Annotated in this window: 32 protein-coding genes and 1 tRNA gene; 27 read left to right on the top strand and 6 right to left on the bottom strand. The window is 58.2% G+C overall.

The window, feature by feature from the left end; all coding sequences use genetic code 11:
- The first annotated feature begins 213 nt into the window (after positions 1 to 213).
- The 5 genes from PQB87_RS11040 to PQB87_RS11020 all read left to right on the top strand — a co-directional run bounded on the left by PQB87_RS11040 (position 214) and on the right by PQB87_RS11020 (position 3,050).
- Positions 214 to 300 (top strand) — tRNA-Leu (locus tag PQB87_RS11040).
- A gap of 172 nt (positions 301 to 472) precedes the next feature.
- Positions 473 to 1,654: a tyrosine-type recombinase/integrase gene (locus PQB87_RS11035; protein WP_489241798.1), complete on the top strand. Its 1,182-nt coding sequence runs from the start codon at positions 473 to 475 to the stop codon at positions 1,652 to 1,654.
- Positions 1,655 to 1,773: 119 nt separating this feature from the next.
- A complete protein-coding gene (locus PQB87_RS11030) occupies positions 1,774 to 2,022 on the top strand; it encodes a hypothetical protein (protein ID WP_489241796.1) in 249 nt (82 codons plus the stop codon).
- 3 nt (positions 2,023 to 2,025) lie between these two features.
- Positions 2,026 to 2,586, top strand: a complete 561-nt coding sequence (locus tag PQB87_RS11025; RefSeq protein ID WP_489241794.1) for a hypothetical protein — start codon at positions 2,026 to 2,028, stop codon at positions 2,584 to 2,586.
- A 248-nt stretch (positions 2,587 to 2,834) separates the two neighbouring features.
- Positions 2,835 to 3,050 (top strand): hypothetical protein, encoded by a 216-nt coding sequence (locus PQB87_RS11020; protein WP_489241792.1) that lies wholly within the window; start codon positions 2,835 to 2,837, stop codon positions 3,048 to 3,050.
- Positions 3,051 to 3,064: 14 nt separating this feature from the next.
- Here the strand turns inward: PQB87_RS11020 and PQB87_RS11015 are convergent, their stop codons facing one another.
- Positions 3,065 to 3,556: an aldose epimerase family protein gene (locus PQB87_RS11015; RefSeq protein WP_489241790.1), complete on the bottom strand. Its 492-nt coding sequence runs from the start codon at positions 3,554 to 3,556 to the stop codon at positions 3,065 to 3,067.
- A 54-nt stretch (positions 3,557 to 3,610) separates the two neighbouring features.
- Between PQB87_RS11015 and PQB87_RS11010 the strand changes: the two genes are divergently transcribed.
- From PQB87_RS11010 to PQB87_RS11000, 3 genes are all read left to right on the top strand, one after another.
- The gene (locus tag PQB87_RS11010; RefSeq protein ID WP_489241788.1) at positions 3,611 to 4,312 is read left to right on the top strand and encodes an SOS response-associated peptidase family protein; all 702 of its coding nucleotides are present in this window, start codon (positions 3,611 to 3,613) and stop codon (positions 4,310 to 4,312) included.
- A gap of 49 nt (positions 4,313 to 4,361) precedes the next feature.
- Complete coding sequence (locus PQB87_RS11005) at positions 4,362 to 4,724, top strand: hypothetical protein (protein WP_489241786.1); 363 nt, start codon at positions 4,362 to 4,364, stop codon at positions 4,722 to 4,724.
- A gap of 100 nt (positions 4,725 to 4,824) precedes the next feature.
- Entirely contained in the window at positions 4,825 to 5,145 is a 321-nt protein-coding gene (locus tag PQB87_RS11000; protein WP_489241784.1) for a hypothetical protein, read from the top strand.
- An 18-nt stretch (positions 5,146 to 5,163) separates the two neighbouring features.
- Here PQB87_RS11000 and PQB87_RS10995 read toward each other — a convergent pair whose 3' ends face one another.
- Positions 5,164 to 5,442: a pyocin activator PrtN family protein gene (locus PQB87_RS10995; protein WP_489241782.1), complete on the bottom strand. Its 279-nt coding sequence runs from the start codon at positions 5,440 to 5,442 to the stop codon at positions 5,164 to 5,166.
- Between the two features lie 423 nt (positions 5,443 to 5,865).
- Between PQB87_RS10995 and PQB87_RS10990 the strand changes: the two genes are divergently transcribed.
- The 11 genes from PQB87_RS10990 to PQB87_RS10940 all read left to right on the top strand — a co-directional run bounded on the left by PQB87_RS10990 (position 5,866) and on the right by PQB87_RS10940 (position 14,456).
- A complete protein-coding gene (locus PQB87_RS10990) occupies positions 5,866 to 6,201 on the top strand; it encodes a hypothetical protein (protein WP_489241780.1) in 336 nt (111 codons plus the stop codon).
- Between the two features lie 46 nt (positions 6,202 to 6,247).
- Entirely contained in the window at positions 6,248 to 6,397 is a 150-nt protein-coding gene (locus PQB87_RS10985) for a hypothetical protein (RefSeq protein ID WP_489241778.1), read from the top strand.
- An 804-nt stretch (positions 6,398 to 7,201) separates the two neighbouring features.
- Entirely contained in the window at positions 7,202 to 8,260 is a 1,059-nt protein-coding gene (locus PQB87_RS10980) for a hypothetical protein (RefSeq protein ID WP_489241776.1), read from the top strand.
- 150 nt (positions 8,261 to 8,410) lie between these two features.
- Entirely contained in the window at positions 8,411 to 8,677 is a 267-nt protein-coding gene (locus PQB87_RS10975) for a helix-turn-helix transcriptional regulator (RefSeq protein WP_489241774.1), read from the top strand.
- Between the two features lie 51 nt (positions 8,678 to 8,728).
- Positions 8,729 to 8,998 (top strand): hypothetical protein, encoded by a 270-nt coding sequence (locus PQB87_RS10970; protein WP_489241772.1) that lies wholly within the window; start codon positions 8,729 to 8,731, stop codon positions 8,996 to 8,998.
- Between the two features lie 283 nt (positions 8,999 to 9,281).
- Entirely contained in the window at positions 9,282 to 9,575 is a 294-nt protein-coding gene (locus tag PQB87_RS10965) for a hypothetical protein (protein WP_489241770.1), read from the top strand.
- Positions 9,553 to 10,560 carry a hypothetical protein gene (locus PQB87_RS10960; protein ID WP_489241768.1) on the top strand — a complete coding sequence of 336 codons (1,008 nt, stop codon included), beginning with the start codon at positions 9,553 to 9,555 and terminating at the stop codon, positions 10,558 to 10,560. Before PQB87_RS10965 ends, PQB87_RS10960 begins: the two co-directional genes overlap by 23 nt.
- Positions 10,557 to 12,107 carry a DEAD/DEAH box helicase gene (locus tag PQB87_RS10955; protein WP_489241766.1) on the top strand — a complete coding sequence of 517 codons (1,551 nt, stop codon included), beginning with the start codon at positions 10,557 to 10,559 and terminating at the stop codon, positions 12,105 to 12,107. Before PQB87_RS10960 ends, PQB87_RS10955 begins: the two co-directional genes overlap by 4 nt.
- Complete coding sequence (locus PQB87_RS10950; protein ID WP_489241764.1) at positions 12,104 to 12,991, top strand: toprim domain-containing protein; 888 nt, start codon at positions 12,104 to 12,106, stop codon at positions 12,989 to 12,991. The genes PQB87_RS10955 and PQB87_RS10950 overlap by 4 nt, the downstream gene beginning before the upstream one ends.
- A 329-nt stretch (positions 12,992 to 13,320) precedes the next feature.
- Positions 13,321 to 13,674 (top strand): hypothetical protein, encoded by a 354-nt coding sequence (locus PQB87_RS10945; RefSeq protein WP_489241762.1) that lies wholly within the window; start codon positions 13,321 to 13,323, stop codon positions 13,672 to 13,674.
- Between the two features lie 524 nt (positions 13,675 to 14,198).
- Positions 14,199 to 14,456 (top strand): hypothetical protein, encoded by a 258-nt coding sequence (locus PQB87_RS10940; protein WP_489241760.1) that lies wholly within the window; start codon positions 14,199 to 14,201, stop codon positions 14,454 to 14,456.
- Positions 14,457 to 14,472: 16 nt separating this feature from the next.
- Here the strand turns inward: PQB87_RS10940 and PQB87_RS10935 are convergent, their stop codons facing one another.
- Both PQB87_RS10935 and PQB87_RS10930 read right to left on the bottom strand, forming a co-directional pair.
- On the bottom strand, positions 14,473 to 14,652 hold the full coding sequence (locus PQB87_RS10935) for a beta-lactoglobulin I (RefSeq protein ID WP_489241758.1): 180 nt from the start codon (positions 14,650 to 14,652) through the stop codon (positions 14,473 to 14,475).
- Between the two features lie 67 nt (positions 14,653 to 14,719).
- Positions 14,720 to 14,992, bottom strand: coding sequence for a hypothetical protein (locus PQB87_RS10930; protein WP_489241756.1), 273 nt, complete (start codon positions 14,990 to 14,992; stop codon positions 14,720 to 14,722).
- A gap of 538 nt (positions 14,993 to 15,530) precedes the next feature.
- On the opposite strand from PQB87_RS10930, the gene PQB87_RS10925 reads away from it, so the two are divergent.
- From PQB87_RS10925 to PQB87_RS10910, 4 genes are read left to right on the top strand one after another with little or no spacing between them, the layout of a single operon-like run.
- Complete coding sequence (locus PQB87_RS10925) at positions 15,531 to 17,534, top strand: hypothetical protein (protein ID WP_489241754.1); 2,004 nt, start codon at positions 15,531 to 15,533, stop codon at positions 17,532 to 17,534.
- 2 nt (positions 17,535 to 17,536) lie between these two features.
- Positions 17,537 to 17,698: a hypothetical protein gene (locus PQB87_RS10920; RefSeq protein ID WP_155624950.1), complete on the top strand. Its 162-nt coding sequence runs from the start codon at positions 17,537 to 17,539 to the stop codon at positions 17,696 to 17,698.
- A 2-nt stretch (positions 17,699 to 17,700) separates the two neighbouring features.
- Positions 17,701 to 17,877 (top strand): hypothetical protein, encoded by a 177-nt coding sequence (locus PQB87_RS10915; RefSeq protein ID WP_489241752.1) that lies wholly within the window; start codon positions 17,701 to 17,703, stop codon positions 17,875 to 17,877.
- A 7-nt stretch (positions 17,878 to 17,884) separates the two neighbouring features.
- Positions 17,885 to 18,628: a hypothetical protein gene (locus PQB87_RS10910; protein ID WP_489241750.1), complete on the top strand. Its 744-nt coding sequence runs from the start codon at positions 17,885 to 17,887 to the stop codon at positions 18,626 to 18,628.
- On the opposite strand, the gene istB is transcribed toward PQB87_RS10910, so the two are convergent.
- Positions 18,629 to 19,495 carry an IS21-like element helper ATPase IstB gene (gene istB, locus PQB87_RS10905; protein ID WP_489241748.1) on the bottom strand — a complete coding sequence of 289 codons (867 nt, stop codon included), beginning with the start codon at positions 19,493 to 19,495 and terminating at the stop codon, positions 18,629 to 18,631. It lies immediately after the preceding gene.
- Positions 19,492 to 20,718, bottom strand: coding sequence for an IS21 family transposase (istA, locus tag PQB87_RS10900; protein WP_248557994.1), 1,227 nt, complete (start codon positions 20,716 to 20,718; stop codon positions 19,492 to 19,494). The genes istB and istA overlap by 4 nt, the downstream gene beginning before the upstream one ends.
- Positions 20,719 to 20,895: 177 nt before the next feature.
- Here istA and PQB87_RS10895 point away from each other — a divergent pair, with 177 nt between their 5' ends.
- The 4 genes from PQB87_RS10895 to PQB87_RS10880 are packed head-to-tail and all read left to right on the top strand — an operon-like array spanning position 20,896 to position 24,857.
- Entirely contained in the window at positions 20,896 to 22,401 is a 1,506-nt protein-coding gene (locus PQB87_RS10895; RefSeq protein ID WP_489241745.1) for a hypothetical protein, read from the top strand.
- Complete coding sequence (locus tag PQB87_RS10890) at positions 22,398 to 22,742, top strand: M48 family metalloprotease (RefSeq protein WP_489241743.1); 345 nt, start codon at positions 22,398 to 22,400, stop codon at positions 22,740 to 22,742. The genes PQB87_RS10895 and PQB87_RS10890 overlap by 4 nt, the downstream gene beginning before the upstream one ends.
- A complete protein-coding gene (locus tag PQB87_RS10885; RefSeq protein WP_489241741.1) occupies positions 22,735 to 22,983 on the top strand; it encodes a hypothetical protein in 249 nt (82 codons plus the stop codon). Before PQB87_RS10890 ends, PQB87_RS10885 begins: the two co-directional genes overlap by 8 nt.
- A complete protein-coding gene (locus PQB87_RS10880) occupies positions 22,980 to 24,857 on the top strand; it encodes a glycosyl hydrolase family 28-related protein (protein WP_489241739.1) in 1,878 nt (625 codons plus the stop codon). The genes PQB87_RS10885 and PQB87_RS10880 overlap by 4 nt, the downstream gene beginning before the upstream one ends.
- The last annotated feature ends 2 nt before the right edge of the window (positions 24,858 to 24,859 follow it).

The following is a 24,859-nucleotide window of genomic DNA, read 5'->3' as shown; positions in this document are numbered from 1 at the left end:
GTTCGGGGGACGCGCGGCGGCGCGGTGCCGAAACGTCGAGCGCGGCATTCTAGCACCGCCGCACGACGGGTGCCGGCGGGGCGAGACAACGCCGCCCGGATCGGGTAGAATCTCGCGCTCGCCTGATCGGGCGAGCCGGCTCGAGGCCGGCGCGATGTCCCGGGCACGCCGCAACGCATCTTGCGTGCCGCGTAGTCAGGCGACGGAAAATGCGCGTGAGTGGCGAAATTGGTAGACGCACCAGGTTTAGGTCCTGACGCCCGCAAGGGTGTGCCGGTTCGAGTCCGGCCTCACGCACCACAGACTCTCCCAACGACAACCATCGTTGCCCAAAAAGCCCTGCTAGTCAATGACTTGCGGGGCTTTTTGCTACCAGCGTTGCCCATCCCTTCCCATTGACACCCACGAAATCAGGGGGCATCGTAGGGGGCAGTTTTTCCGATCAGGGGCATTGAAATGCCCCCGCGCTCAAATGCCCCTTACCGATGTCGCTGTTCGTGCGGCCAAGCCCCGCGAAAAATCCTACAAGCTGGCCGACGGCCAGGGCATGTACCTTGAGGTCATGCCGACCGGCTCCAAATACTGGCGGCTGAAGTATCGCATCGACGGCAAGGAGAAGCGGATGGCCCTCGGGGTCTATCCAGCCGTGACCTTATTGGCTGCCAGGAAGGCCCGTGACGAGATTAAAGACCAGTTGCGCGCCGGCCTCGATCCCTCACACGAAAAAAGGCGTGTGAAATTGCAACGCAGCCTCGATCGTACGAACTCGTTTGAGCCAATCGCGCGAGAGTGGCATGAGCAGAGGAAAGGGGCGTGGAGCGAGCGACACGCGGTTCGGATCAAGAAGTTGCTTGAGCGGGAATTGTTCCCGGTGCTTGGTGCCCGCCCGATCGCCGAAATTTCGGCTCCGGAATTGCTCGAGGTCATCCGGAAGATTGAGGCGCGTGATGCGATCGAGCTCGCCCACAAGTCGATTCGGGCAACGAGCCAGATCTTCCGATACGCGATCGCCACCGGTCGAGCAGAGCGCGACCCAGCGCCAGATCTCCGCGGCGCGCTGAAGACCCGTACTGTCGTGCACATGAAGCGCGTGAGCGAGGCCGAGCTGCCGGAGCTCATGCAGAAAATCAGCGCGTACGACGGCGACTTTCAGACGCGCCTGGCGCTGCAGTTCATGGCGCTGACGTTCGTTCGTACGAGCGAGCTGCGCTTCGCCGAGTGGACCGAGATCGACGAGAAGAAGAAGGAGTGGCGCATCCCGGCCGAAAAGATGAAGATGCGCTCGCCGCATATCGTGCCGCTGTCAAAGCAGGCGCTCGAGGTGATCGCGAAGCTGCGCGAACTGAACGGCCAAAGCCAGTTCGTGTTCCCCAGTCGTTCGAGCTCAAAGAAGCCGATGAGCGAGAACACGATCCTGTACGCCCTGTACCGAATGGGCTACCACTCACGGATGACGGGGCACGGCTTCCGCGGCCTCGCGTCGACCATCCTGAACGAGCACAATTTCAACCGGGACTGGATCGAGCGCCAACTGGCTCACAGCGAGCGCGACGGCGTTCGGGCGGCCTACAACCACGCCGAGTACCTGCCGGAGCGCCGGAAGATGATGCAGTGGTGGGGTGACTACCTTGGAAACCGAATCGGTGACAGTTGATCGCAGGGTGTTGCGATTCCGGTGCTTCCCGGGTACACAGTGATACTATTCGGCGGAACATTCATCGACGTACTGAACCAAAATTTCAACTTCGAATGCCTCTTTACTACGTAACAGCGTTGACGAATCCGGACAAGATTCTTGCGGCGGCCAAGGAGGCTACCAAGGACCAGTCGACGGATTTGCACGAGGTCGCTCCTGACAAGTTCTTCATCAAGTTCGATGGTACGACCGTCGAACTGGGTGAGCGCTTGGGCATCAATGAGGGTGCAACGGGACAAGGAATCATTCTTGCCGTTGGGGCCTATCATGGCCGTGCGCCAAAGTCGGTGTGGGAGTGGGTCAGCCAAAAACTGAGCGCGAAATAAAAATTGGGAACCTCAAAAGCTACGGGAACAGGCGACCCCAAAAATGATGTGGTTGCTCAGGCGCCTGACCAGGCAGTTACGCCCAGCCACCTTGGCGGTGCGCCGGGGGACTATGTTTTCGCGATCTATAACCAACTTTCGAACATTCAGGGCGCCATTGGCGAACTGAAGTCCGCGCAAGCTATTCTTGCCGCCGCGGTCAAAGAGTCAGAGGGGCGGTTGATTTCGCAAATCGGCACCATTCAAACCGCACTCTCCGCTCACGTCAAGGAATCGGAGGCGCGGTTGTCGACGCATATCTCGACCGCCGAAGCGCGCGTGTCGACGGCGACGCAAGATGTAGAAAAGAGGGCAACAGTCCAACTCGACAAGGTTGAGCGAGCAATTCTTGACCGAACCAAGGACGTCGAGGGCAAGGTTTCGGCTCTAAAAGAGCGGGTCAACAAGGTGTTGTGGACAGGGGGAGCGCTAGGCACCGTCGTTGCGGCATCGTCGGCGGCAATTACGGCGTTTGTTGGGTGGAAGACATTTGGCCACTGGATCGTCGGCTTGGTTGGCGGTTAGCCCGGGTGGCTGACTGTCCTAACTGGTGGCAAGCCGGATTTTGTGATCGAGAAGCACCCTAAGGCGATGCAGATGCTCGAATCGCTATAGTTCGACTGTCCACGGCGAGAGCCGTCCTAGCCCTGTCGCATCTATGTTGAGACAGCAACCCGAAGCCAGGAATGTCTCACCAACGCCCGCCCTGAGTGGGGCTTTTCACATCCGGCGGCCTGCGCGATGATGACGAATCGCGTGACTCGGAGCGTGCAATGCCTGCCATCAAGCTGCGTATCCCTCGAAAAGACGTTTTCGACTTCAACGACGACCTATCTGCCTGGTCGGCCACCAGCGGCGTCGATCCCAAACTGGCGGTAGGCACTCAGATGCAGACGACAAATGAGTCGTCGCCGACCTTGTACCTGGCGATTGTCGACGAACGATTCTTCGAGCAGTATCCGCGGTGGCGCCAGTTCGTCGAGCATTGACCGTCAGTCACGCACTACCGCATCCCCGCGCGCCTCATCTCCTCGCGTAGCAGGTGCATCAGTCGATACAACTGCCCCTGCGCGCCGGCGAGATCGCCCTTGTTGGCGACGTTTTTGTCTGTGTATTGATACCACTCCTCGATGCGCTCGAGAGACTTGCGAAGGGCTCGGATCTCGAGAATGAGCCAGCGCACTTGAAGGTCGGTGTACTCGCGCCACAACGAGCGAAGCTCGGCGTCAGTCGGCGCGTCAAATTCCGGGATTGCCGGCCGGAGCTTGAACCGCGGATCCGTGAGCGGGACCCGATTGCGATCGATCCTGGTTGCCTCGATCGGCGTGCAGGTGCCGAGGAACGTCGACCGCGGGTCCTCGTCGATCCAGTGCTCAAATTCACGTTTCGTGAGCTCGATCGGGGTCCTCAGGCGGTTCTTGTCGCCCTGAAACCCGTACTCCCAGATGTATGCCCACTGCGGCTTGATCACGTCTACGCCACTGTATAAAAACACAGTATATTTCGAGATAAGCTATAGCGGTCAAGATCAGAAAAACGGGGACGGGCGATGTGTACAAACTACCGAGCGCCGCACGAAGACTACGAGATCCGCGAACTGAGGATCGAGCCGTTCAGTGACCTGTATCGAGACTTCCCGTGGAAGCCGGAGATCTACCAGGACTACATCGCACCGATCGTCGCGAACGTCGACGGAAAGCTCAGACCATTGGCCGCCGGGTTCGGCTTCTGGCCGCGGGCGCTCCAGAAGGCCAACATCGAGAAGGCGAAGGAGCAGGGGCGCAAGCCGCCGATCATGCGCAGCACGATGAACGTGCGCGACGACAACCTCGGAAAATCTCCCCTATACGGTCCGGCATGGCGCGCCGGCCGTCGCTGCCTGATCCCCGCTGACTGGATCTATGAGCCGTGCTACGAGACAGGCAAGAACGTGTGGCATCGGATCGGCCTGACCAACTGGCGGACGATGTGTGTCGCCGGTATCTGGCGCACTTTGACAGGCTCGGACGGCACCGAGCACCACGTGATGTCGATGATCACGGTGAACGGCGAGGGGCACCCGATCTTCTCCCGCATGCACAAGCCCGAGGACGAGAAGCGAGCCGTCGTGATCCTGCGGCCGGACGACTGGGAGGAGTGGCTGACGACGTCGAACGTCGAGGCGGCACGTGCGATGCTGCAGCTTTATCTCGCAGAGGAAATGGAAGCTGAACCGGCCTCAAGTCCGAAGGTGGCGGAGAAGATCAAATAGTCTGGCCGCGTGCTACGATAACTTTCCTTTCAATGGAGACCCATAAAATATGAAAATTGTGCAAGTGATTGATTTGTATGACGGCGTGCTTAATGCGATGGTTGCCCGTATCAGGGGATTTTCCAACGTTCGAATTTTGGGCTATACAGACATTGGCGTGAATCATGGCGATTGCTATATCGGATCGGTAGTTTTTGACCCGTCTGAGCAGGATCTAGTGAAGACGCTACGGGATCAAGGAGCATGGGAAACCAAGGCACCGAGAGTGCCGGGAGGATTCCACATTGCTCACTTCGAAGGAGGTCCCGAACAGCAGGGCGTAACGAAGTTGGAGGCTATCAAGCGGGCATATGTCGCCAAGCACTACCCCGATGGAGTCTTGCTAGAAGAGATTGAGTCTATGCTTTGCTAAGCATGTAGACCAGTACGCCATCCGCGCTATCGTCGATCTGTAACACGCTTAAGAAATTTTATTAATCAACCTTCATTCAGTGAATCTTCGAGGAACGAGTATGCTGATGATGACCCGAGAAAACGTTGCTTGGCAACAGTCGCAGGTGATTGTGAAAGTCGCTCGCGATATCAAAATTCCTGATTACGAATTCTACATGGCATTCGAGCTATTTGACATGATCAAGGATATCAATCCGCCGGTCTTTCAAAAACTCGAAGCGTTTCTGGATGCACATAATAAATGGTGGGCATTTCAAGAAGAGCACGAGGCTGAATTGTCGGCGAACGGCCTTCTTCCTCAAAATTTTAGTAAGAACATGGATCTGATGAAGGCGCGAGAAGATACGCGTCAAGAACTGATTGATTCGCTGAAAATCTGACTGTCCGGCAGATGCTGGCTAGTCCTCCGGCCAGCGCCGTCCATGAAACGCCTCAAATTCCTTGACAGCGGCGGCGCGTTGCTGGTCGATGTAGATAGCGAGATCCATGATATAGACGCCGAGGGTGGTCTTCTGGGAACGGTCCATGCGTATCACAGGAAGCTTGATTTCTCCGTGGTTGACCTTCCTAACGAATATTTCGCGTGAGATGTGAGGAAAGTAGTCTCTCCGTACCATTTCGAGCGGAACGATCGCAGTGGCGCCGTACTGGGCCATGAGTATGAAGACCGTGTTCATTTCACAGTGACATCGCTTCAGAGACCGGATGGAAGTTCAGGAAAATTGGTTTCATCGAGACGATCGCCGGCGCGACCTTCTTTGCTAGCCATCAGCATCTCCTGTCGATTGTCCATATGGTCGCATCATCGTGCGAGTTTACAAATTTCCGCTTGACGACGTTTCGTGACGGACATAGTCTACAAGTGCGCTTGAGACAACAAGCGCCGGGTTTGGCGACCCGAGCTCTACAGGCGGACGACCGCCGCCCCAGGCGGTATTTTTTCGTCCGTTGTATCATCACGTCCATACTGTTACGGGTGGGCCGTGATAGGGAGACCTTCGGGTCTGCCGGTTTCCTGTAGGCCGGTTCGCCAACCCTGTTACGTGCCCGCCCACCCCATTTGGCGATGGGACGCGGGCTCCAAATCTACAGGAGCCATCATGCCTCTCCATCCCGAAGCCGCAACGCCGGCAGACGAAGAAAACTTTCTCAATCGCACATTTGATCGCATCAGCCGGGATGGGCTGCATGTCGATTCTGCCTGCCGTACGCTGAATCACGTTTACCGTGGCCTGTACGGCATCAATACGATCTCACAAATTCTCATTGCCAACGGCGTTGCAGAGGACTGCGATCAAGCTCCGCTGAACGACACGGTTGTCGGCGGTCTGCTCGACGCAGTCAACGCTCTCTCATCGCTGATGATGATTGAAATCGATCGTCTGGCGGATCGTGCCGCATTCGGTGTAGAAAGCACGGAGGTTCGTCATGGCTAACGCAACGAGGTCGTTCCAGTCGTCTAACGGAGCCCGAGTCGTAAAGTTGTCTGACTACAGGACGATCACCCGCGAGATTCAGCCTCCGTCCGTTGATCACGAACTTGTCGACAACACGCTGCTTGCCATTGATACGCTTTTCAAAGCGGCCATGAGCATGATCGAAAAGTTGCGTGTGGAGGTGCGACATGGCTAAGCGCGAAATCGAGCGTCCCGATGACGCACCCTCGCCGGAGGTAAGTTCGGTCGCACGGCAGATCGACATCGGCGGACTGACTATTCTTCTTGATCCGCTCTTAGGTGGTGCGTCATATATAGGTACGCGTGCGCAGATTGAGGCCGAAGGTATGGTTCCGGCAACTACCGAGTGGCCGAAGGGTTTTGACGTCGTAAGATGGTCCGCAGGTGACAATGAGTTCTGGTTGAGGCGAGATCGTCCTGAAGGAGCGAAAGGCCCGCGTCGTGACTTCCTAAGCTGCGATAACTGGCGCTTGGGTATATTGCGACGGAATTGGAGTCCTTTCGACCATCAGATCATGCGTAGGACCGAGGAGCTGCGCAAAATGCTTCATCGAGATTCACGAGCGGGAAGGGCAGCATTCAGTAAGTTCTGGACTGCTCTACAGGTTGCAACGGAAGATCAGAAATTCCAGGCTTTCAAGGCGCTCGTTCCGGGGCTCGTTCCGGAACCTCGGGCCCGCCGCGGCGGCAGGTCGACACAGGCGCGGAAAATCGAATAGTTGGAATTTCGACGTCAAGACGATTTCGATAGACGATGCTGCTTTGAGAGTTACAACCGCGCCCAGCCAAATGGGGCGAAAGCAGGGCTCCCTTACCCTGTTGGCGTGGTTCCCAATATGGGGTGCGTGAGGACGCAATGGCGAATGAATCGAATAAGCCGAGCCGGAGAGAGCATACGTACCGGATTCGGGCAGAACGAAAACATTATCAGCAGCCTTCTCTTAAGGATGAGGCGAAAAAGCTTGCCAAAGAGCGAGGCATGACTCTGGACGAGGCAACCGACGCAGTCCTTGCCGCTAGGCGGGACCACGCTCGGCAACTGGCTGAAGATGCCAAGATCCGGCGTTCTGCCGGCCGTGGAACCAGAAAGCAGAAAGTCGATACGAATGACCCGGCGCAGGTGAATGCAATGAGGCCGATAAGATTTGTTTCGATTGATAGTCCTGCTGATAGACCCGATCCACAAAAAAAAGCTCCTATGTTTTACGACTTGGACCCTGCGCAAGTGACACTCGCTGAAGCCGAAAAAATAGAGGCGAGGAAAAAGTTCGAAAAGGAGCGGGCACGGCAGCAACGGATTGAGCTTCGGGATTCCCTAGTCCTTCGTGCGGACGCATTTGCTGCTTTCGTTCTCATAGTAGAAAAGAAAGGGTTGCCTGCTCACGTCATAGACGAGAGGAAGTTTGCGGCAATTACGACGCAAAAACGATGGGATTTGGTGCCCAACGTTTTAGCGTGGTTGATCCGAGAAGATTCGGAAGTGAGGGTCGCATTCGATGCCTTTTCTGATGCCGCCAAACGATGCACGGAGAACCTACGCGTAGGAGCGAGCAAAGTGAGCGGCCACGCGAGCGAAATCATTTCCGAAAAGTATCGAGAGATGTTTTTGCAAGCTGCGTCAATCTACGCGCGAAAGCTGAGTCATCTAGAGTCGTCGCTTGATCGACTCGACGTGCTTCCGGCTGAAGAGTTGCAAAGACTGGTTGAGGACGGGGATGAACTCTCAAGGCGCATTGCCGATCTCAGTCTGCGAGTGGCTGCCGAACTGAAGAGTAGAAGTGCACGGGAGGGCAAAGCTGCACAAGACGCTCAATGGGTCCCGATTAGAAAATTTGCAGTTGACCTGGCTAGCAAGCGTCCGTATCCAAGTTTAAGGAACGCTGCGCTTTCGATAAGTAAGGAAGTCCTCGGGTTTGCCAAGACGCTGGGCATCACGATGAGCGAGTCTCAGGCTGAGAAAACCATAACTTCATACTTGAAGGATGGCGGATGGAAGCCTACCCCGTCTGCTAGCAAGCGGGGTACGTCGGCAAGCTAACGAGCGACCTCGGCTGGCTAACGACCTACCGAGATTAGTCCGCGACGGCCATCATTAGCTCACCAAGTTGAACCACCGACGACCAAGATCTGTTGCACGGAAATTTCCCGCTGCCTAGATTGAGGTTGTCGTCAGTCCAGGTGAGCGAAAGTGAAGAAGACAACAGCGCCAGCCGATTCCGGCAAGCCGATCGAGCCGATCCTCCCCCGGGTCGGCCTCTCCAAATGGGCACAGATCGCGCCCTTTATTCCGATGTGCCGCGAGTCCTGGCGGAAGCTGGGGCTCGCTGGCAAGGCACCCCAGCCCATCCGTATGAGCCGCACCCACTCCTGCTACAGCAACGCCGAGGTGCACCGCTGGATCGCTGATCCGCTTGGCTATACCGCAACGTCTCAGGAACACCGGGAGGTCGCGTGATTTCGAATCGTCCCCAATATCAGAAAGAGCGAACTGTCCAGGCATTGCTGGTTGCCGAAAGTCGTCGAGAACATCAACAAGCCGACCCTCGGACTGTTCGAGAACATGCCGTCCGACCGCGAGTTCGAGAAGTTGAAAGAGATCACCAAGCACGTGGTCGACAACGTCCGCGACATTGCCGAGATCGCCGACAGCAACGACTGTTCGACTACTTCCAAGGCTTCGGTAACACATAAAGCGGGCGCCGAAGCCGTGGAAATCAGCCTATCGGAGCGCTTAAAAAGGGCAGGGCCGCCAGAAGTTGCCGGGAAACTGAGTTAGCTTATATCCATCGATTGGTCGTCGATGAACGAGAGGCACCCCGCGTTTGTGGGGAGTGAGGCGAGCCGATCCTCTCCGGCAACCCGATCCGACTGACCATCGGCACTCCCCAGAAGCGCGGGGTTTTTTGTTTGTGAATTCGTACAACTAAGCAAATATGGTTGGAGATGGGAAGCATGAGAACCGCAGTCAAGCAGTTGATCATGGCCGAATACGATCGGGGCTTCCTGTCGTTTTCGGCGACTGGATTCTTGATCCGTTCGCTGGATCTGGAGGCGCATTGATGAAACGAGACCAGATCGACGTTTCCGCAGTGGGTGAAATCCAGCGCCATTTCCGATCGCACGCAAATCTCATCGGTCTGCATGTCAATGGACTGCAGGGCCTGACGATCTATCGGGACAGTCAATTCGAGCTTGAATGGTCCCGCGCCGGCTATCCGGTGGCGCATAAGTCAGTAGCCCGCGGATATTTCAATCGCGCTGTCGATGAGCGCGTAGTGCGCGAATTCCCGAACCATCCGCTGACAAACTTTTCCCGCGAGCGCCTTACAAATGCAGCAGAAGCCCAAGTCTAAGCTTTTGAAGCAGGCGGAAATTCGCCGCGAGATCTCGCTCCAGACGCGGGCCGGAATCAACGTGTCGACCGTCGAGGAATACAAGGAAGCGCTGCAAGGCGGCGCGTCGTTCCCGCGCGTCGTCACGTTCTTCGATGGGGTGTACTACTACCTTGCCGACGGCTGGCATCGGTATGAGGCGTATGTCGCTGCCCGGATCGATGAGATTCCGGCAGAGGTGTACGAAGGCTCACGGCGCGACGCTCAGCTCTACGCGCTCGGTGCGAATGCCGTTCATGGGCTTCGTCGCACGAACGAGGACAAGCGCCGGGCTGTCGGGCTGATGCTGGAAGATCTAGAGTGGACGGATTGGAGCGACAGCGAGATCGCGCGCACGTGCAAGGTGTCGCATACGTTTGTTGGCAAGGTCCGTTTAGCCCTCACCTGCAACGTTGCAGGTGAAAAGGCAGCGAGTTCGTTCGCTGAGAGCATCAAGAGTCATGTAGCCGAGGGCGCGGCGGCCGAATCCCTTCATTCGTCCGTTGAAGGCGACAAGCCTCGCAAATACACCACGAAGCACGGCACAGAAGCCGTGATGAAGACGCGCAATCTCGGCCGTAGTCCCGATCCAGCCACTCCGATCGGAGCCGGCGATCGCGGCGGCGCGCAACCCCAGACCAATAATGCGTCCGACGATCTTTCCGATGGCGACGATCAGGTTGAACTTGATGCATACGTGAGTCGTCTCGAGCGCGATAACGAAGCGTTGCGCCTCGAAAACGATTCGCTGCGTGCGAGCGATCGAGGTGCGGAGATACAGAAGCTTACCCAGCGACTGATCAACGCCGAAAACAAACTGTCGGAGGCGGCGCAGGGCACGCAGGTTCGCGAGAAGTCCCTCCGCTGGTTCGGGAGCAAATTCGCCGAACTGCGGACCATTCTGGGTGTCCAGCACGACCGTGACATCGTCTCGCGTGTGCGCGCGCTCGCGGAGACTGGTCAATGACGCCCGTCACGCCAGAAGAGCAGGCGGCATTCGAACATTTTGGCCTGCGCCCGTATCAGATCGACGCCGTAATGCGTGTGCGCGAGGCTTACCGAAATGGTGCCCGGAACGTCTTGCTCTGTGCTCCGACCGCGGCCGGCAAGACTCGGATCGCCGCGTGTGTCGTGCATCTGACGAGCAATCGAGGGAAATTCTCGCATTTTGTCGTCGACCGGGAAAACCTTGTCCAGCAGACGAGCGACACGTTCGATTGCTTCGGCATCGCCCATGGCGTGATCAAGCAGAAGCACTGGCGGTATCGCCCCTACGAACGCGCCCAGATCTGTTCGGTCCAGACGCTCATGCGTCGCGGTTGGCCGGAAGATCCCATGCCGAGCCTGATCGTCGTCGACGAGTGCCATACGTTGCACGAGATCACGATCAATCGTCTTGGCAAGAAGGACGTTCGTGGTCTTGGATTGACAGCAACACCATTCTCGAAGGGCCTTGGCAAGACCTATGACGCGCTGGTCAACGTCGCGACGACCAATGAACTGATCGAGCAGGGCGCCTTGGTCCCCTACCGCATTTTCTCACCGTCTCAGCCTGATATGACGGGCGTTAAGGTGAACGGTGGCGAGTGGGAGCAGAAAGAGGCCACGAAACGAGCGCTTCAGGTCGTGGGAGATTGCGTCGCCGAGTATTTGAAACATGGCAATGGCCTCAAGTTCATCTGTAGCGCGATCACGGTCGACCACGCGCGGGAACTGCATCGGCAGTTCATGGCTGCCGGCATTCAATGCGCCGTCTACACGAGCAAAGAATCCGAGGAGGAGTGCGACGAGATCGTCGCCGAGTTTCGCAAGACGGACTCGTTCATTCGCGGCCTGATCACGGTTTCAAAGGCTACCAAGGGGTTTGACGTTCCGGACGTTGGCGTCGTCATCATGGCTCGCCCCCTGCGCAAGTCACTTGCCGACCATATCCAGTTAATGGGCCGTGGCTTACGCCTCAGCCCCGAGACGGGCAAGACAGAATGCATCATCCTCGACCATTCCGGGAATTGCGAACGCTTCTGGGACGAGATGAATGAGTTCTTCTCGACCGGCGCGATGGAACTCGACGACGGAAAGAAGAAACCGAAGAAGGAAAAGCCGAAGACCAGGCCCGAAGACGTGATGATGAAGTGCCCGCATTGTGCGGCGCTTCACCGGGTTGCCCCGTTCTGTCCGAACTGCGGTCACGAATATCCGAAGCGTTCGACGGTTGAGCATGTCGATGGAACGCTCGAGGAATTGATTAAGGGCGGTAACGACCGTCGTCTCATCACGGACGTCTGGCCTCAGATCTGCTCGTACGCGCGCAGTTTCTACAAGGACGATGCGCCGCCGGAATGGGCGAAGAAAAAGGCATATGCCATGTATGCCGCTCTGGTCGGGCACATGCCACGAGCGGATTTTTTCCGGACGGATTCCAAGGAGCCATCTCCCGAGATCTACCGGAAGCTGCGAAACATGGATAAGGCCCGCTTCGCACGCAAGCGTGCCGAGCAACGGAGGGCGGCATGAGCTTCGAGCGGGCACTCGTTGCGCACGGACTCATGCCACGTCGCATCGTCGCCGACGGTAAATGGTATCGATGCCCAACCGTCGACAAGCCCCGGAAAAGGAACGGCGCCTATCTGCTATGGGCGGATGGGCAGCGCGGCTATTACAAAAACTTTGCCACCGATGACGGTTTTTGCGAGTGGCGGTCCGACAGGCCGGTGAGTCTTGCTGATCAGCGTTCCACGGATGAGCGCATCAAGCGTCTTCGGCAGCAGGAAGCACAAGCGCGCGCCCGTGCCGTAACGCAGATGCGTGAGCACTGGGCATCTCTTCCAATCTTGACCGATTGGCACGCCTATATCGAACGCAAAGGACTGTCTTTGCGGGGTTGCAAGGGCCTTCGTCTCGAAGGCGATGACCTTGTTATCCCCATGTATCGCGACGGCGGGCTGGTTAGCCTCCAGAACATCTCCATAGACGGTGAAAAGCTCTATCGGAAGGGATGCTCGACTCGGGGTGCCTCTTTCGTCATGCGTCGCCCAGGCAGTGTAGTCACGTGCTTCGTCGAAGGTTTTGCGACGGGCCTCGCTGTTTTCCAGGCGGTTACCAATGCCTCCGTCATCGTCTGCTTCGACGCCCAGAACCTGCTCGTCGTGGCGCAGGAAGCCAAAGTTCACGGAATGGCTGTTGTTTGCGCAGATAACGACTGGGAGACGCAGCGAGATAAAGGCATTAACAAGGGCGTAGAGAACGGCCGAAAGGCCGCCGAGATGATTGGATGTGGTTTGGCATACCCGGAAGACATCACGGGTACTGATTGGGCTGACGCGCTTCAGGAATGGGGCGATCGCGGGCCTGCAAAGGTTCGCATGCAGATCATGAAGGAGGCCAGACTGGTCGTCTGATTGGCAGTGAAGCACCGCGCTGGGCGGGCACAAGCGAACACCAGCGGCGCGGGAAGAATCCGTACTGGGGGATAGGTCTGAAACACGGATAAGGGCGGCGAAGACAGCACCCTAGATCGAAAGGCTGTCGGGTCATGTGGCTCCGGCGGAGATGACATGTGAAGGCCTCCCAGGATAGGCGAGGTCTGTTCACCAGCAGAGATGAACGTAGGGATGTGGTGTTAGAGAGATAAGTAGTGCTTATTAAAGAGATCGGGGTTTTACTGGGAGATAGGAGTGAAAAATTCGGCAGTCGGCTTCAAAATACGCGTGACGATTGGAGCAACACCGTGATCTCGCTGCGCAACCTGTCCAATCCGGACCTCGTCGGTCATCGCATCTGTGAGTTGCTCGAGCAGCAGGGGATGCTGACCCAAGCGAGTCTGGGTTTGCAAATCGGAGTGCCCCGCGGGACGATCTCGAAATACCTGACGGCGCTGAATTACGAGGGGTACACGTACATCGTCAACAGGATCCCTTACGCCAAGTCGAGTGGGTCGAAGGGCTTAAGGCGCGGGTTGATCCTCGTCTACGCGAGAACCGAGAAACCGCTGCCCGACAAGAACGGGGTTCGCGAAGAACTGACCGGGACCGAGTTGCACCGGATCATGTGTGGAATCGTTCAACGCGGGAAACAGCTTTAACGTGGTCGCGTCTCCTTCACTACGGTGATTTGCCCGGCAGGTCCGGGCATTCTTTTCTGGATGCGCCTTGAATCCTCCATCTGCCCGCAATGCAAGCGCCTCTGGCGATTGAACATCGTCGAACTGCTGCGTGAAGCGAAAGGGAAGAAGTGGGTATGCCGCGTATGCCAGATCGCCAACGAAGCGGACGTCGCAAATAGGCAGCGCGACTCAGAAGAAACCGCCGACGGGGGCCCATTAGCCCAGGCCCGAACAACTGGTGTCGCGCCAGCTCGATAAACGTGGCTGAATGGCGGAGACGCACCGCCAGGACCGACCGGAATGGCTGAACGCACCAAGGCGCAGCAGGTCGACCAAGCCGGATATACCCGCCGCGACCTAGCAACGCTTCAAAAAAAGCGGGTGGGAGGTTGCGCCCGTTCCATCGGTCCACGGGCTGTCGTAGGGATCGTTCGAATAATCGCACGATTAAAACTGCGCGATAGAATACTGTTGGCTCTTGCTAAACCCAATGGAGACCAACTATGACCGTCTACACATTCGTCGTAAAAGGAATCACCGAGGAAAACGAAGCCACCGTCGTCAAGATCCTTCAGGGCATTTCGGGCTTTATCCGCTTGTCCAAGACTGGAGCCGGCGAATACATCCTTGTGTTCGAAATTGACTTGAGCGAGCAAGACGCCTTGGATTTCGTTCAAGGATATCTTCCTGAGGGTGTCTTGGTGCAATCGATCCCAACGCTCGGAAAGAAGCCGGAGAAAAAGCACAAACTCAAGAAATGATCCGACCTGCTGATACTCAGTGAACCGGCGCAAAGCCGATTTGTTCGACACCGTAGGCATCCATCCACGCATCACGATCGACGAAGCCGAACGCCTCGGAAAGGTGATCGGCCAGTTCCTCGAGTGTCGGTGTATCGGCCGAATCGAAGTATCCGAGCGGTACTTCGTCCCCTGGCGTCAAGATGGCGTAGAGCATGTGATCCTCCTGTCTCTACCCATCTTAACGGCGTTACCCCCCAAGACTTGATCAGGGAAGACTAGGGTTAGATCTCGGCACCTAGCACTCTCGCCAGATGCAGGTACACCTCGACCTTCGCCTGCTCAGCCTCTCGGTTTCGCGGTTCGCGGGGATACAGAGGAACCTTGCTCAAGTCAATTTTATCCTCCCGCTCAGCCTGCCGCTTTGCCTCGTTGTATTCGCGATTGAAGAGGGTTCTTAGCTTCTGCTGAATCCCTGGATTCTCCTTGCCAAGGACCAGAATCGCCGATTGCAGCGCCTCGACCTGAGCCTTCAGCTTCTCGTACTCTGCATTCATTTTTGTGGCCTCCGTGTGGGTCGGCGACCTTCTGATCGCCATTCAAGACGGTATCAGGTTTCAAATGAGCGGAGTGTGAGCTCAGACAATCCCTCGCGTGCGCGCACGTACGCGCGTGGAAAGGCTCAGTGCGGGATGAGGGAAGAGGGGAAAGGTGGCGCAAGAGGGTGTCCTGCGTGCCTCCAAAACACCTGTTTCCGGACCCGCCACATCCATTCGATTTGCTTTCAACAATATTCAAAAGCTTTCATGCTGCACCGCATTCGTCGTGATCGCCGCATCGCTCGACTCACGAAATTTCGCAACTCATTGATTTTATTGAGTTTGTGCGGTGCATCCAAACTTGACATAATGGGCGCTATCGGGCGAAACGGGGCGTTATCACTAGGTAATGAGATCTATTCTCATCTGTATCTTTCAAAATCATAACTCTGGGGCCACCCTGGGCCCCACGGACGGGGGTGACGAAATTTTGCCGACCCTCTCTCCAATTTGCGCAAGGGAAAAACATTGATGATCCTCCGCGAGGAGGAATCTCATGGCCCTAACCAGTGGAGCGTTGCTAACCGCGATCTCGGGCGATCGTGCGCTAGGTTCGGCGATGTTGTTCCCGCATCGACATCCGCAGGCGTCGCCGGCGTTCCACGTCGAGGTCATGGACCTCTGGCGATGTGCTGACGAATGGGTGTTGATCGAGGCATTCCGGGAGGGGGCGAAGTCGACGCTTTCGGAAGAGCACCTGTTGATCGAGGCGTGCTTCGGCAACTTCGGGTACTGCCTGGTCATCGGCGAGACTTACACGAAGGCTTGCCAGCGTCTCGAGGCGATCAAGTTCGAAGCCACCCGCAACATGAAGCTTCAGGGGCTCTTCGGCCGTCTTAAGGAGTCTGGGCGCGTCTGGAACGAGCATCAGATGGAGCTTTCGAACGGCGTGCTGCTTGAGGCACACGGCTGGGAGGAAGAATTCCGCGGCTTCAAGTGGCGCGACATCCGTCCGGACCGCGCGTACCTCGACGACATCGAGAACAAGGAGCGGGTGAAGGACAAGGCGGCGGTCGACGCGTCGATGCGCAAGCTCTACCTCGAACTGATCCCGGCGATGGACAAGGTCAAGGGCAAGATTCGGGTCACCGGAACGCCGCTGGCCGAGGACTGCATGATCACCCGGCTGCGCGACAACCCGGACTGGACGAGTCGCCGCTATCCGATCTGCAAGGGAGACATCGACGATCCCGCCGCGGAAGCGATGTGGCCGGAGCGCTATCCGATGGACTGGATTCGCCGCAAGCGTGACGAAATGGAGCGGGCGGGGCAACTGCGCGGCTTCATGCAGGAATACATGCTCATGGCGATCGGTAGCCAGGACAAGCCGTTCGAAGGGGATCATATCCGCGAGTGTCCAGTGGACCCGGCGCCGTGGCTGCCAAAGGTGGTGATCACCGACCCGGCACGGACCACGGACGTGAAGAAGAGCGACCGGACCGGGCGAGTGGTGGTGAGCCGCCTCGGCACGAAAATCTACGTTCATGCTTCGTCGGGCGAGTTCTGGAAGCCCGACGAGGTGATCGACGATGCCTTCAAGACGTCCGCGCGGTACGGCGACGCGGCAGTCGCGATCGAGAAAAACTCGCTCGATGAATGGTTGCTGCAGCCGATGCGGGCGGAGATGCTTCGCCGCGGCGTGACGCTGGCACTGCGTCCGCTCACTGCACCGCAGGATCGAGACAAGGTGCAGTTCATCATGGGCATGCAGCCGTTCTTCGAGGCCGGCGATATCGTGCTGGTCGGTGGACAGGGGGCGCACCCGAAGCTTGTCGCGGAGGTCCTGAATTTTCCCAGCGGCAAGCGTGACATCCTCAACGCGCTCGCATACTTTCAGCGCGTCTTCTCCGGTTCGCCAGTGTACGAGGACTTCGGGCAGTGGAACCTCGTCGCCGAGTATGAGCCGAGTCAGCAGCACCCGCTTGCCCTCGCGTTCAACTCCAACGGCACTGAGACGACTGCGGCGCTGATCTGCATCGAGGGGCAGCGCATTGTCGTCGTCGCGGACTGGATTTCGCCGGTACCGCCGAAGGAGGCAGTGCCCGATATAACGCAGCTTGTGCGCGCCGCGTTCCCGCGCGCGCGCGTGACGGCATGGCTGCCGGCCGATGTGCTCGACCAGGCCGATCGCATGCCGATCGTATCTGCGCTTCGCGCAGCGAATCTGTACCCGATGCGCGGCTCGTACGCGAATGTCTCGCGAGGTTCTCTCTCTCCGCTTATACGCACCGAGGCCAAGGCGCGACGACTGTTTCAGGTCGACCAGCAAGGCGCGAAGCATACGCTCAATGCGATGGCCGGCGGCTACAACTATCCAGTCGATCGCGCGGGAAACCGGAATACGCTCCCCGAGACTGGTCCGCACCGTACCCTCATCGAGGGACTTGAAGCGGCCGTGTACGTGATCTGCTCGCAGCAAGCGGACGTCCTGCCGGAAGGCGTGAACATGGGCGTGAACCCGCAGGGTGTGAGCTATCTGACCACTTTGCCGCGGAGATGAAAATGGCAGTCGATCGAAAAATCACGCCCAAGGCGCCCTCGCAGCGCCCGTCGGATTTCTACAAGGGCAAGCAGCAAGGCGGCGCGTACGGCAAGGCTGAGAAGGTCGGCGAGCGTATGTCGGGTGGCCCGATGCGCGAAAAGATGTCGAAGCCGGGTCTGTGATCGTGAAAAAGCGCCGCGAATTCCAGGGCACGCGCTCCGAGTCGCGTCCGGTTGGCGACTTCTTTGCCGAAAAGACGTCGAAAAAGCCGAACGTCGACGATCGCCCGAAGCGCACGCCACGTGATCGCGGCACCGGCACGACGCTGGAGCGCAAGCTACGCGGCAAGGTGATCGGCTGATCCTTCTATGGCCCGCCCGAAGAATCCGAAGAAGCAGGACGACAAGCCCGCAGTCGAAACACTTGACGCGCGGGCTCTCGATGCTGAGAAGACTGGCGAAGCAGTCGAGAACTGGGCCGGCCAGCCCGATTCGGATGCCTACATCGAAGCGGCCAAGCTGTACCCGAAGATCGCGAAGTGCTACCAGAACAAGCAGGAGCAGATGGACCGCTGCGAGGAGTATTGGTCCATCTACAACGCCCAGCCGGATGAGAATCAGCAGTATTCCGGCAACTCCCAGTGCTACATCCCCGCTGTGCGCAACGCGGTCAATGCGCGCGTGAAGCGCACGATCGCGCAACTCTTCCCCGTCAATCACAAGCACGTCGGCGCGACCGGTCCGGACGGCAACATTCCGTTCGCGCAGATCAGCTTGCTCGAGCATTACATCCGATCGGCTGCGATCAAGGACGTCGTGCGTGCCGACCTGATCGCGGGCGACGTGACGGGGCAGTGGAATCTCTACGTCGACTGGTCGCGCACGCAGCGCCGGATCACGGAGCTGATCAAGAAGCCGCCAATCCTCGAAGACCATGAGCTCGGCGGGGAGGTCGAAGACATCGCCGCGGACGAGGGCGAGTGGAGCTGGGAAAAGGAAGAGAAGGAAGTCACGACCGAGGGCCCGGACATCGTGCAGTTCGCGACTGTCAACGTCGGGCGTAATTTCCCCAGAAGTGTCGAAGTAAAAATCCCCACCCTGTGCGAACGGTGATCAGCCGCCATCGTGATCAGGTGAACTCCTACGGGGGCGGCCCGGTCGCCGGCGAGCGGGTTCAACGGGCACGGGGGTCAGCGAGGATGTGCGGTTGCGCAGATGGTCAGGCAGCAGATCGGCGTGCTCACGCAGGCGATACGACGACCCCTCGATTTGCACCACAATGGCGTGATGTAGCAGACGGTCAAGCAGCGCCGCTGCGACCACGCTATCGCCGAACACTTCGCCCCATTCGCCGAAGCTGCGGTTCGAAGTCAGGATGATGGCGCATCGCTCATAGCAGGCATTGACGAGCTGGAAGAACAGGTTGCCGCCGTTCGAGCCGATCGGGAGGTACCCGATTTCGTCAACGATCAACAGGCTGTTGCGTGCAAGGAATCGCACACGTTGCGTGAGATTGCCCTCGCGCTCGGCCTTGGCCATCGAGGCAACAATTTCGGCAAGCGTGCCGAAGTAGACGCTCTTGCCAGCTCGCACGGCTTCGACGCCGAGCGCGACGCATAGATGGGACTTCCCGGTTCCAGGCGGGCCGAGGAAGTGAACTGTTTGCCGCCGCTCAATGAACTCGAGCTGCGCGAGCGCCATGATGCGATCACGGTCCAGGCTGGGCTGGAAACTGAAGTCGTAGCCAGCCAACGTCTTGATCGTACCGAGCCGCGCAGTTTGCAGTGCCATCTTGATGCGCCGGGTTTCACGTGTCGTGAACTCCTCGCCCAACAAGGTTTCGAGCACCTCCATCATGGAGCTGTCGCCCTGCTCGAAACGCTTCATGGTGGCGTCCAGCGCTTCGAGCGCTCGCGGCATGCGCAGGCCAACCAGGTATCGGCGAATCCGTTCGAGTGTCGATGATGGCATGCTGTTCATGCAGGCCTCCCGGCACCGGCCAGGCGTTTGGCCACCTGGTCATAAAACGCCAGCGGGCGACGCACAACCGGCGTCGCTGGCAGTGGAGCGGCATGCTGTGTAGCCTGCTTCTGACGGTCGTGTGAACGTCGGTGCCCCGGCAGCAGCGATGTTCGTCGACGGCCTTCGAGCACTGGATGAACGGCCAGCAGCTCCCCGTCCTCGTAAATGCGGATCTCGTGAGCCAGGCTGTGAATGTCGAGCGTGCGCCTGCGGGTACGGTCCGGCACGCTGTAGTAGTTGCCGCCGACGGATACGAGCCCTTCGTGACTGACGCGCCGCTCAAGCCGGATCACACCGTTAAACGTTCCAGCGGGTAAGGCCTGCAATGCGGGCCGCTCCTCGCTGAAGTGCTGGGTGACGACACGATGCGTGGTGCCATGCAGGCGGACATTGGCAACCGTGTCGAGCCATTCGCGCAACTGACGGTTCATGTCGCCGAGGTTCTGGAAGCGGCGAGCCAGGAAGAAGTCCTGCCGGATGTACCGGTAGGGGCGCTCGACCTTGCCTTTGGTCTTGGCGCGATAAGCCTTGCAAGCCCGTGGAGTAAAGCTGTAGTGCTGCGCGAACGCGACCAGCTTCGCGTTGTAGACGATGTGCTTCTCGACCTCGCCCAGCACAGCGGTCTTCATCCGGTCGTAGAGAATCTCGCGCGGCACTCCGCCCAGATGTTCGAACGCTTCCATGTGACAGCGCAGCACCGTCTGCAGGTCCTGATGCTCAACGAATCGGCCCCACAGGTACCGGCTATGTCCGAGGACGATCGAGAACAGCCAGATCGAGCGTCGCTGGCCCGGTGCGTCGTCGAATTCAACGTTGAAGTGTGCGAAGTCAACCTGCGCCTGATGGCCGGCGGCGGTCTCGAAGCGCACTTCGAAGCCGCGCTGGCGTGGCGGCCGAACCTCCCGTACCAGGTCGCCCAGCGCAGTGCGACCACCCTTGTAACCCATCGCCCGGACTTCGCGCAGCAGCCGCTCAACACTGAGTTCCGGGAACGTGCGTACGCGTTCGGTCACATAGCTGACGAAGGGGTCGACTACACACGGTCGCGGTGCACGCGGGCCGTAGCGCGGCGCCTGAACGCCATCCTTGATGTATTTGCGAATCGTCTTGCGATCCATGTTCAGTCGAGCGGCGATGGCAGAGATACTCAGCCCCTGCCGGTGCAGTTCCAGAATCGTCATCACTTCTCCCAGCTCGACCACCGACACCTCCCAGGACGGATCTCAAGGGCGATATGGTCGGTGATCAGTCAGTGCGGTGCGCGGCATCCCTGCCGCGCACCGCACTCATGAAAACTGGGGAAATTTACTTCGACGAAAGTGGGGAGTATCTATCCGACGCTGACAGCGACCGAGGACTTGGCCGTCTATCCGCCGACCTGCAACGACATCGAGAAGGCCACTGCGACCGCGATTCGGCTGCGCCTGACGATCGATGCCGTGGAACGGTTCGTCGACGAGGGCATATTCGTCGGAGTCGAGGCGAAGGAACTGGTCGACAACCTCGCGAAGCCGGACGGCGGGCGCGAGAAGTACGTCCCGCCGAAGAAGCGCACCGGCGATGCCGGCATCCGCACGGAAGGCACGTTCAAGTACGCGCTGATCTACGAGGTTCACACGAACCTGGACCTCGGCAAGGGCAGGGAGCCGTGCTTCGTGTATTTCGCCGGCCAGGACGTGATCCTCGGGATAATCCGGAACCCGTTCTGGTCGGGCAAGCGGCCGATCATTTCAGCCCCGATCGAGCGCATAACGGGCTCGTTCTTCGGGATCTCGAAGATCGAGCCGGTCAAGTTCCTGCAGTGGAACCTGAACGATTTCTGGAACATGGGGCAGGACTCGGCGCAATACAGTCTGCTGCCGATCACCATGGTCGACCCGCTGTCGAACCCGAATTACCAGTCGATGGTGGTCGGGCTCGCCGCGGTATGGCTCACGGACCCGAGCAAAACGAAGTTCGCGAATTTCCCGGCCATCTACAAGGACGCGATCCCGCTCTGCGAGAACCTGAAGCAGCAGATCAATGAGTCGATGGACGTCAATGACGCCATGCTCGGGAAGATGCCCACCGGTCGCAAGAATCAGGCGCAGATGGCTGCAATGGCGCAGCAGCAAGAATCGAACATCATCGACAACGCGAAGCGGTATGAGGAGGTCATCCTCAATCCGCTGGTTGAATGGATGTTTGAGCTCGACCGACAGTTCCGTACCGAAGAACTGACCGTCGAGGTGCTCGGTGAGCTTGGCGCGCGCGCGAACCTGCAGGTGATCCCGCCGCAGGCCTTTGGCGAGCGCTACTTCTTCCGTTGGTGCGGCACATCGTATCAACAGAACCTGCAGCGCATGCAGCAGATGATCGCGTGGATGAACGTCTTGCGCGGCATCCCGCCGCAGCAGCTGGACGGCCGGCGTCTGAACATCGGCCCGATCCTTGAGTACGGCACTGAGCAGATCTTTGGGCCGGAAGTGGCGCCGCGCATCCTGATCGACGAGCGAAACCTGTTCCATCTCGATCCGCAGGACGAGAACTTGATGATGCACAACGGTCTACCGGCTGAGATCCACCAGGCCGATGACGACAGGGCACATATCGCTTCGCACCTGCAGGCCGCGCAACTCACTGGTGACGCCGCAGGCCTGTTCCGCGCGCACATTCAGCAGCATCAGCAGGCTATGCAAGCCAAGCTTCAGGCGCAGATGGCACCGAAGCAACCACAGGGTCAGACGGGCGTGCCTGGTGGCGCGGGGCCTGGTGTCGCTGGTACACCTCGTTCGGGCGCGCAACCCGGACAGCCGAGGCCGCAGGGTCCGGCCGGCATGATTCATCCCGATCAAATTGCATCACCGATGGCGGGGTCGCGATGAAACGCTTCGTGGCCCGGTGCACCCCGTGGGGAACCATCCAGACTGGCATCTTCTTTCGATCGCTGACAGAGATCGAAAAGGATGCCGTGATCGCGCACGAGCGCGCACACCTGATCAACCGGGATCCATGGCGTCGCCTCTGGTGGTTGCTGACGCTGCAACTGATTTTCCGTCCAGAGTGGGTTTTCGCCCACGTGCGCGAGCAGGAACTGGCCGCTGATCAGTACGTGAAGAAACAGGGACTTGCCGCGGGTATGCGCATGTTCCTCCGACGGCATCCGCACCCGGGCAGCGCGCTGCATCCGAGTTCGCAGGAAAGGCTGGAGGCGCTCCATGTCTGACGCATTCCGCATTGTTCCACCGATGATCCGCGCGGAAGGCAAGGACGCACCGCCGGAAACCATCCAGGCCGCAGTAAATGCTCTCGCACAGCAGACGACCATTGCGCTCAATCAGATTGCCAACGGCGCTGGCCCGATCTTTTCGGCGCTGATGCTCGCCTGGTTCAACAGTTTGCCAACCACTTTGCCGGCAACGTCGGGCGTCTTGTGGAACAACGGCGGAACGCTCGCAAAGTCATGAAGAAACTGCTTTCGGCCTTCCTCTTTCTGGTTTCGTCTCTGGCGGTTGCTCAGAGTTATCCGTCGCCGACTTATAACAATCTGTCAGTGAATGGGACGGCTACGATTCCGCATGCCGCGATCACGGGTGGGACGATCGCAGGAACGCCGATCTCTGGCAGCACCGGGGCGTTCACGACACTTAATTCGAGTGGCCTCGCGACGCTCAACGGCTTGACCGTCACGAATGCGCCGACGTTTTCGACGCCGGTTCCTATTGCATCCGGCGGGACTGGAGCAAATACGTCAACGGGAGCAACTAGTCAGCTGCAATATCTGCAAGGCGCTTCTGGTAGTGGTGCACGCACACTTGCTAACAAATTCGCAGAATCGTTTTCCGTTCTCGATTTCACGGGCGTCGATTCGACCGGGACGACGGATAGCACTACGGGCATCCAAAACGCCATTAACTACGCTGCGACAGTTTCCAGCGTCGTGCAGAACGGCGTCCGCGTCCTGTTCCCGCACGGGACGTACAAGATCAGTGCATCACTAAACCTGACTGGCAAGAGTGGCGTAATGCTGGAGGGCGAGAGCCGCCAATCGACGGTCATCCGGCAGACTGCCAATGCCCCGGCAATCATCGACAATGGCACGCTTTCTGCGGTGGACAACAACGTTGGTGTCCAGTCGTTGTGGATTCAATGCCCAGGCTTGTCGAACACGAGCGCACATGGCGTGAGTTTCACTTACGTCAATAGCGGCATCATTCGCGATCTGTTTATCACTGGGTGCAATCACGCGCTGGATATGCAAGACCAGTGGCAGACCATCATTGACAACGTTCGCATCTATGGTGCCGGCAGTCAGCAGAATTACGACGGCCTTTATGCAGGCGTGCCGACAAACGTTTCAGACGCGATGCCGAACAATGCGCTGATCGTCACGAATACGACGGTGCAGGGCGTATCGAATATCGGCTATGAACTGCGTTACTTTGCTGGGTCAAAATTCAGCAATGATGAATCTGAAAATGGCGTAAATGGCTGGGCGTTGTGCGGGTACTCCTACGTGCAGAGTACAGTCCCGTGCCAATTTGGTCACTTCAGCAATATTTTGTCTGACACAACCACCGGGCCTAGCATCACGATTCAACAGGGAACAAATGCGCAAGGAGTAAAGGATCTCCAGTTCTCCAATGTATGGGCCGGGAATAGTGTCACATACGCATTTCTGATGAATGGTGTGACGTACACAACCGTTCGCGGGCTACACATCGCGACCGCCGACAACGGCGTATATGTGACGAATTCCAATAATGTAACAGTTGATTCGGATATTCATAACTATAACAAGAGCAATAGCAGTTCGTATGCCGTTGTTCTGAACAATACGACGAACAGCGAACTGCATGCTCTTACGCAGACACCTAATACGGTTCTTGGGTACAACGGCATAACCGAAACAGGTTCGTCGAGCGGAAATCGGATCTACGGCGGACCTGCCGCATGCACAATCGGCGTAGCTTTTGGTGGCGGAACGACCGGTCTAACCTACAACACCCAATCGTGTCAATACGAAGTGAAGGGGATGCAAGTGGCGGTGCAGTTCTATACGTCCCTTTCTGCCGTGGGGTCATCGACCGGAGCTGCCACATTGACTGGGTTGCCAATTCAAGCCGGGCCTGCGAGTGGTTTTTACTTCGGCGGTGTCTCACCCATTCTCGGCGCGTCCGGGATGGCATCGCTGACGGGTCCGATTCTCGCAGAAGCTGCGGCCGGTGGCACAACCGTCAATCTCTACAGTCAAGGTGCAACTGGCACGAGCAACATTACGAACTCCAACTTCACGAATACAAGCACATTGATCGGGCAGTTGAATTACTTCAAGCAATGACC

The sequence above is a fragment of the Burkholderia sp. KL41 genome, assembly GCF_057005415.2.
This window is presented reverse-complemented; position numbering and strand designations above follow the sequence as displayed.

What these genes read in the sequence shown, in the direction of transcription:
- PQB87_RS11035 (WP_489241798.1), top strand. Translation starts at nt 473, where the DNA reads ATGCCCCTTACCGATGTCGCTGTTCGTGCGGCCAAGCCCCGCGAAAAA.
- PQB87_RS11020 (WP_489241792.1), top strand. Translation starts at nt 2,835, where the DNA reads ATGCCTGCCATCAAGCTGCGTATCCCTCGAAAAGACGTTTTCGACTTC.
- PQB87_RS11010 (WP_489241788.1), top strand. Translation starts at nt 3,611, where the DNA reads ATGTGTACAAACTACCGAGCGCCGCACGAAGACTACGAGATCCGCGAA.
- PQB87_RS11005 (WP_489241786.1), top strand. Translation starts at nt 4,362, where the DNA reads ATGAAAATTGTGCAAGTGATTGATTTGTATGACGGCGTGCTTAATGCG.
- PQB87_RS11000 (WP_489241784.1), top strand. Translation starts at nt 4,825, where the DNA reads ATGCTGATGATGACCCGAGAAAACGTTGCTTGGCAACAGTCGCAGGTG.
- PQB87_RS10995 (WP_489241782.1), bottom strand. Translation starts at nt 5,442, where the DNA reads ATGAACACGGTCTTCATACTCATGGCCCAGTACGGCGCCACTGCGATC.
- PQB87_RS10990 (WP_489241780.1), top strand. Translation starts at nt 5,866, where the DNA reads ATGCCTCTCCATCCCGAAGCCGCAACGCCGGCAGACGAAGAAAACTTT.
- PQB87_RS10980 (WP_489241776.1), top strand. Translation starts at nt 7,202, where the DNA reads ATGACTCTGGACGAGGCAACCGACGCAGTCCTTGCCGCTAGGCGGGAC.
- PQB87_RS10965 (WP_489241770.1), top strand. Translation starts at nt 9,282, where the DNA reads ATGAAACGAGACCAGATCGACGTTTCCGCAGTGGGTGAAATCCAGCGC.
- PQB87_RS10960 (WP_489241768.1), top strand. Translation starts at nt 9,553, where the DNA reads ATGCAGCAGAAGCCCAAGTCTAAGCTTTTGAAGCAGGCGGAAATTCGC.
- PQB87_RS10955 (WP_489241766.1), top strand. Translation starts at nt 10,557, where the DNA reads ATGACGCCCGTCACGCCAGAAGAGCAGGCGGCATTCGAACATTTTGGC.
- PQB87_RS10950 (WP_489241764.1), top strand. Translation starts at nt 12,104, where the DNA reads ATGAGCTTCGAGCGGGCACTCGTTGCGCACGGACTCATGCCACGTCGC.
- PQB87_RS10940 (WP_489241760.1), top strand. Translation starts at nt 14,199, where the DNA reads ATGACCGTCTACACATTCGTCGTAAAAGGAATCACCGAGGAAAACGAA.
- PQB87_RS10935 (WP_489241758.1), bottom strand. Translation starts at nt 14,652, where the DNA reads ATGCTCTACGCCATCTTGACGCCAGGGGACGAAGTACCGCTCGGATAC.
- PQB87_RS10930 (WP_489241756.1), bottom strand. Translation starts at nt 14,992, where the DNA reads ATGAATGCAGAGTACGAGAAGCTGAAGGCTCAGGTCGAGGCGCTGCAA.
- PQB87_RS10925 (WP_489241754.1), top strand. Translation starts at nt 15,531, where the DNA reads ATGGCCCTAACCAGTGGAGCGTTGCTAACCGCGATCTCGGGCGATCGT.
- PQB87_RS10920 (WP_155624950.1), top strand. Translation starts at nt 17,537, where the DNA reads ATGGCAGTCGATCGAAAAATCACGCCCAAGGCGCCCTCGCAGCGCCCG.
- PQB87_RS10910 (WP_489241750.1), top strand. Translation starts at nt 17,885, where the DNA reads ATGGCCCGCCCGAAGAATCCGAAGAAGCAGGACGACAAGCCCGCAGTC.
- istB (WP_489241748.1), bottom strand. Translation starts at nt 19,495, where the DNA reads ATGAACAGCATGCCATCATCGACACTCGAACGGATTCGCCGATACCTG.
- istA (WP_248557994.1), bottom strand. Translation starts at nt 20,718, where the DNA reads ATGACGATTCTGGAACTGCACCGGCAGGGGCTGAGTATCTCTGCCATC.
- PQB87_RS10890 (WP_489241743.1), top strand. Translation starts at nt 22,398, where the DNA reads ATGAAACGCTTCGTGGCCCGGTGCACCCCGTGGGGAACCATCCAGACT.
- PQB87_RS10885 (WP_489241741.1), top strand. Translation starts at nt 22,735, where the DNA reads ATGTCTGACGCATTCCGCATTGTTCCACCGATGATCCGCGCGGAAGGC.
- PQB87_RS10880 (WP_489241739.1), top strand. Translation starts at nt 22,980, where the DNA reads ATGAAGAAACTGCTTTCGGCCTTCCTCTTTCTGGTTTCGTCTCTGGCG.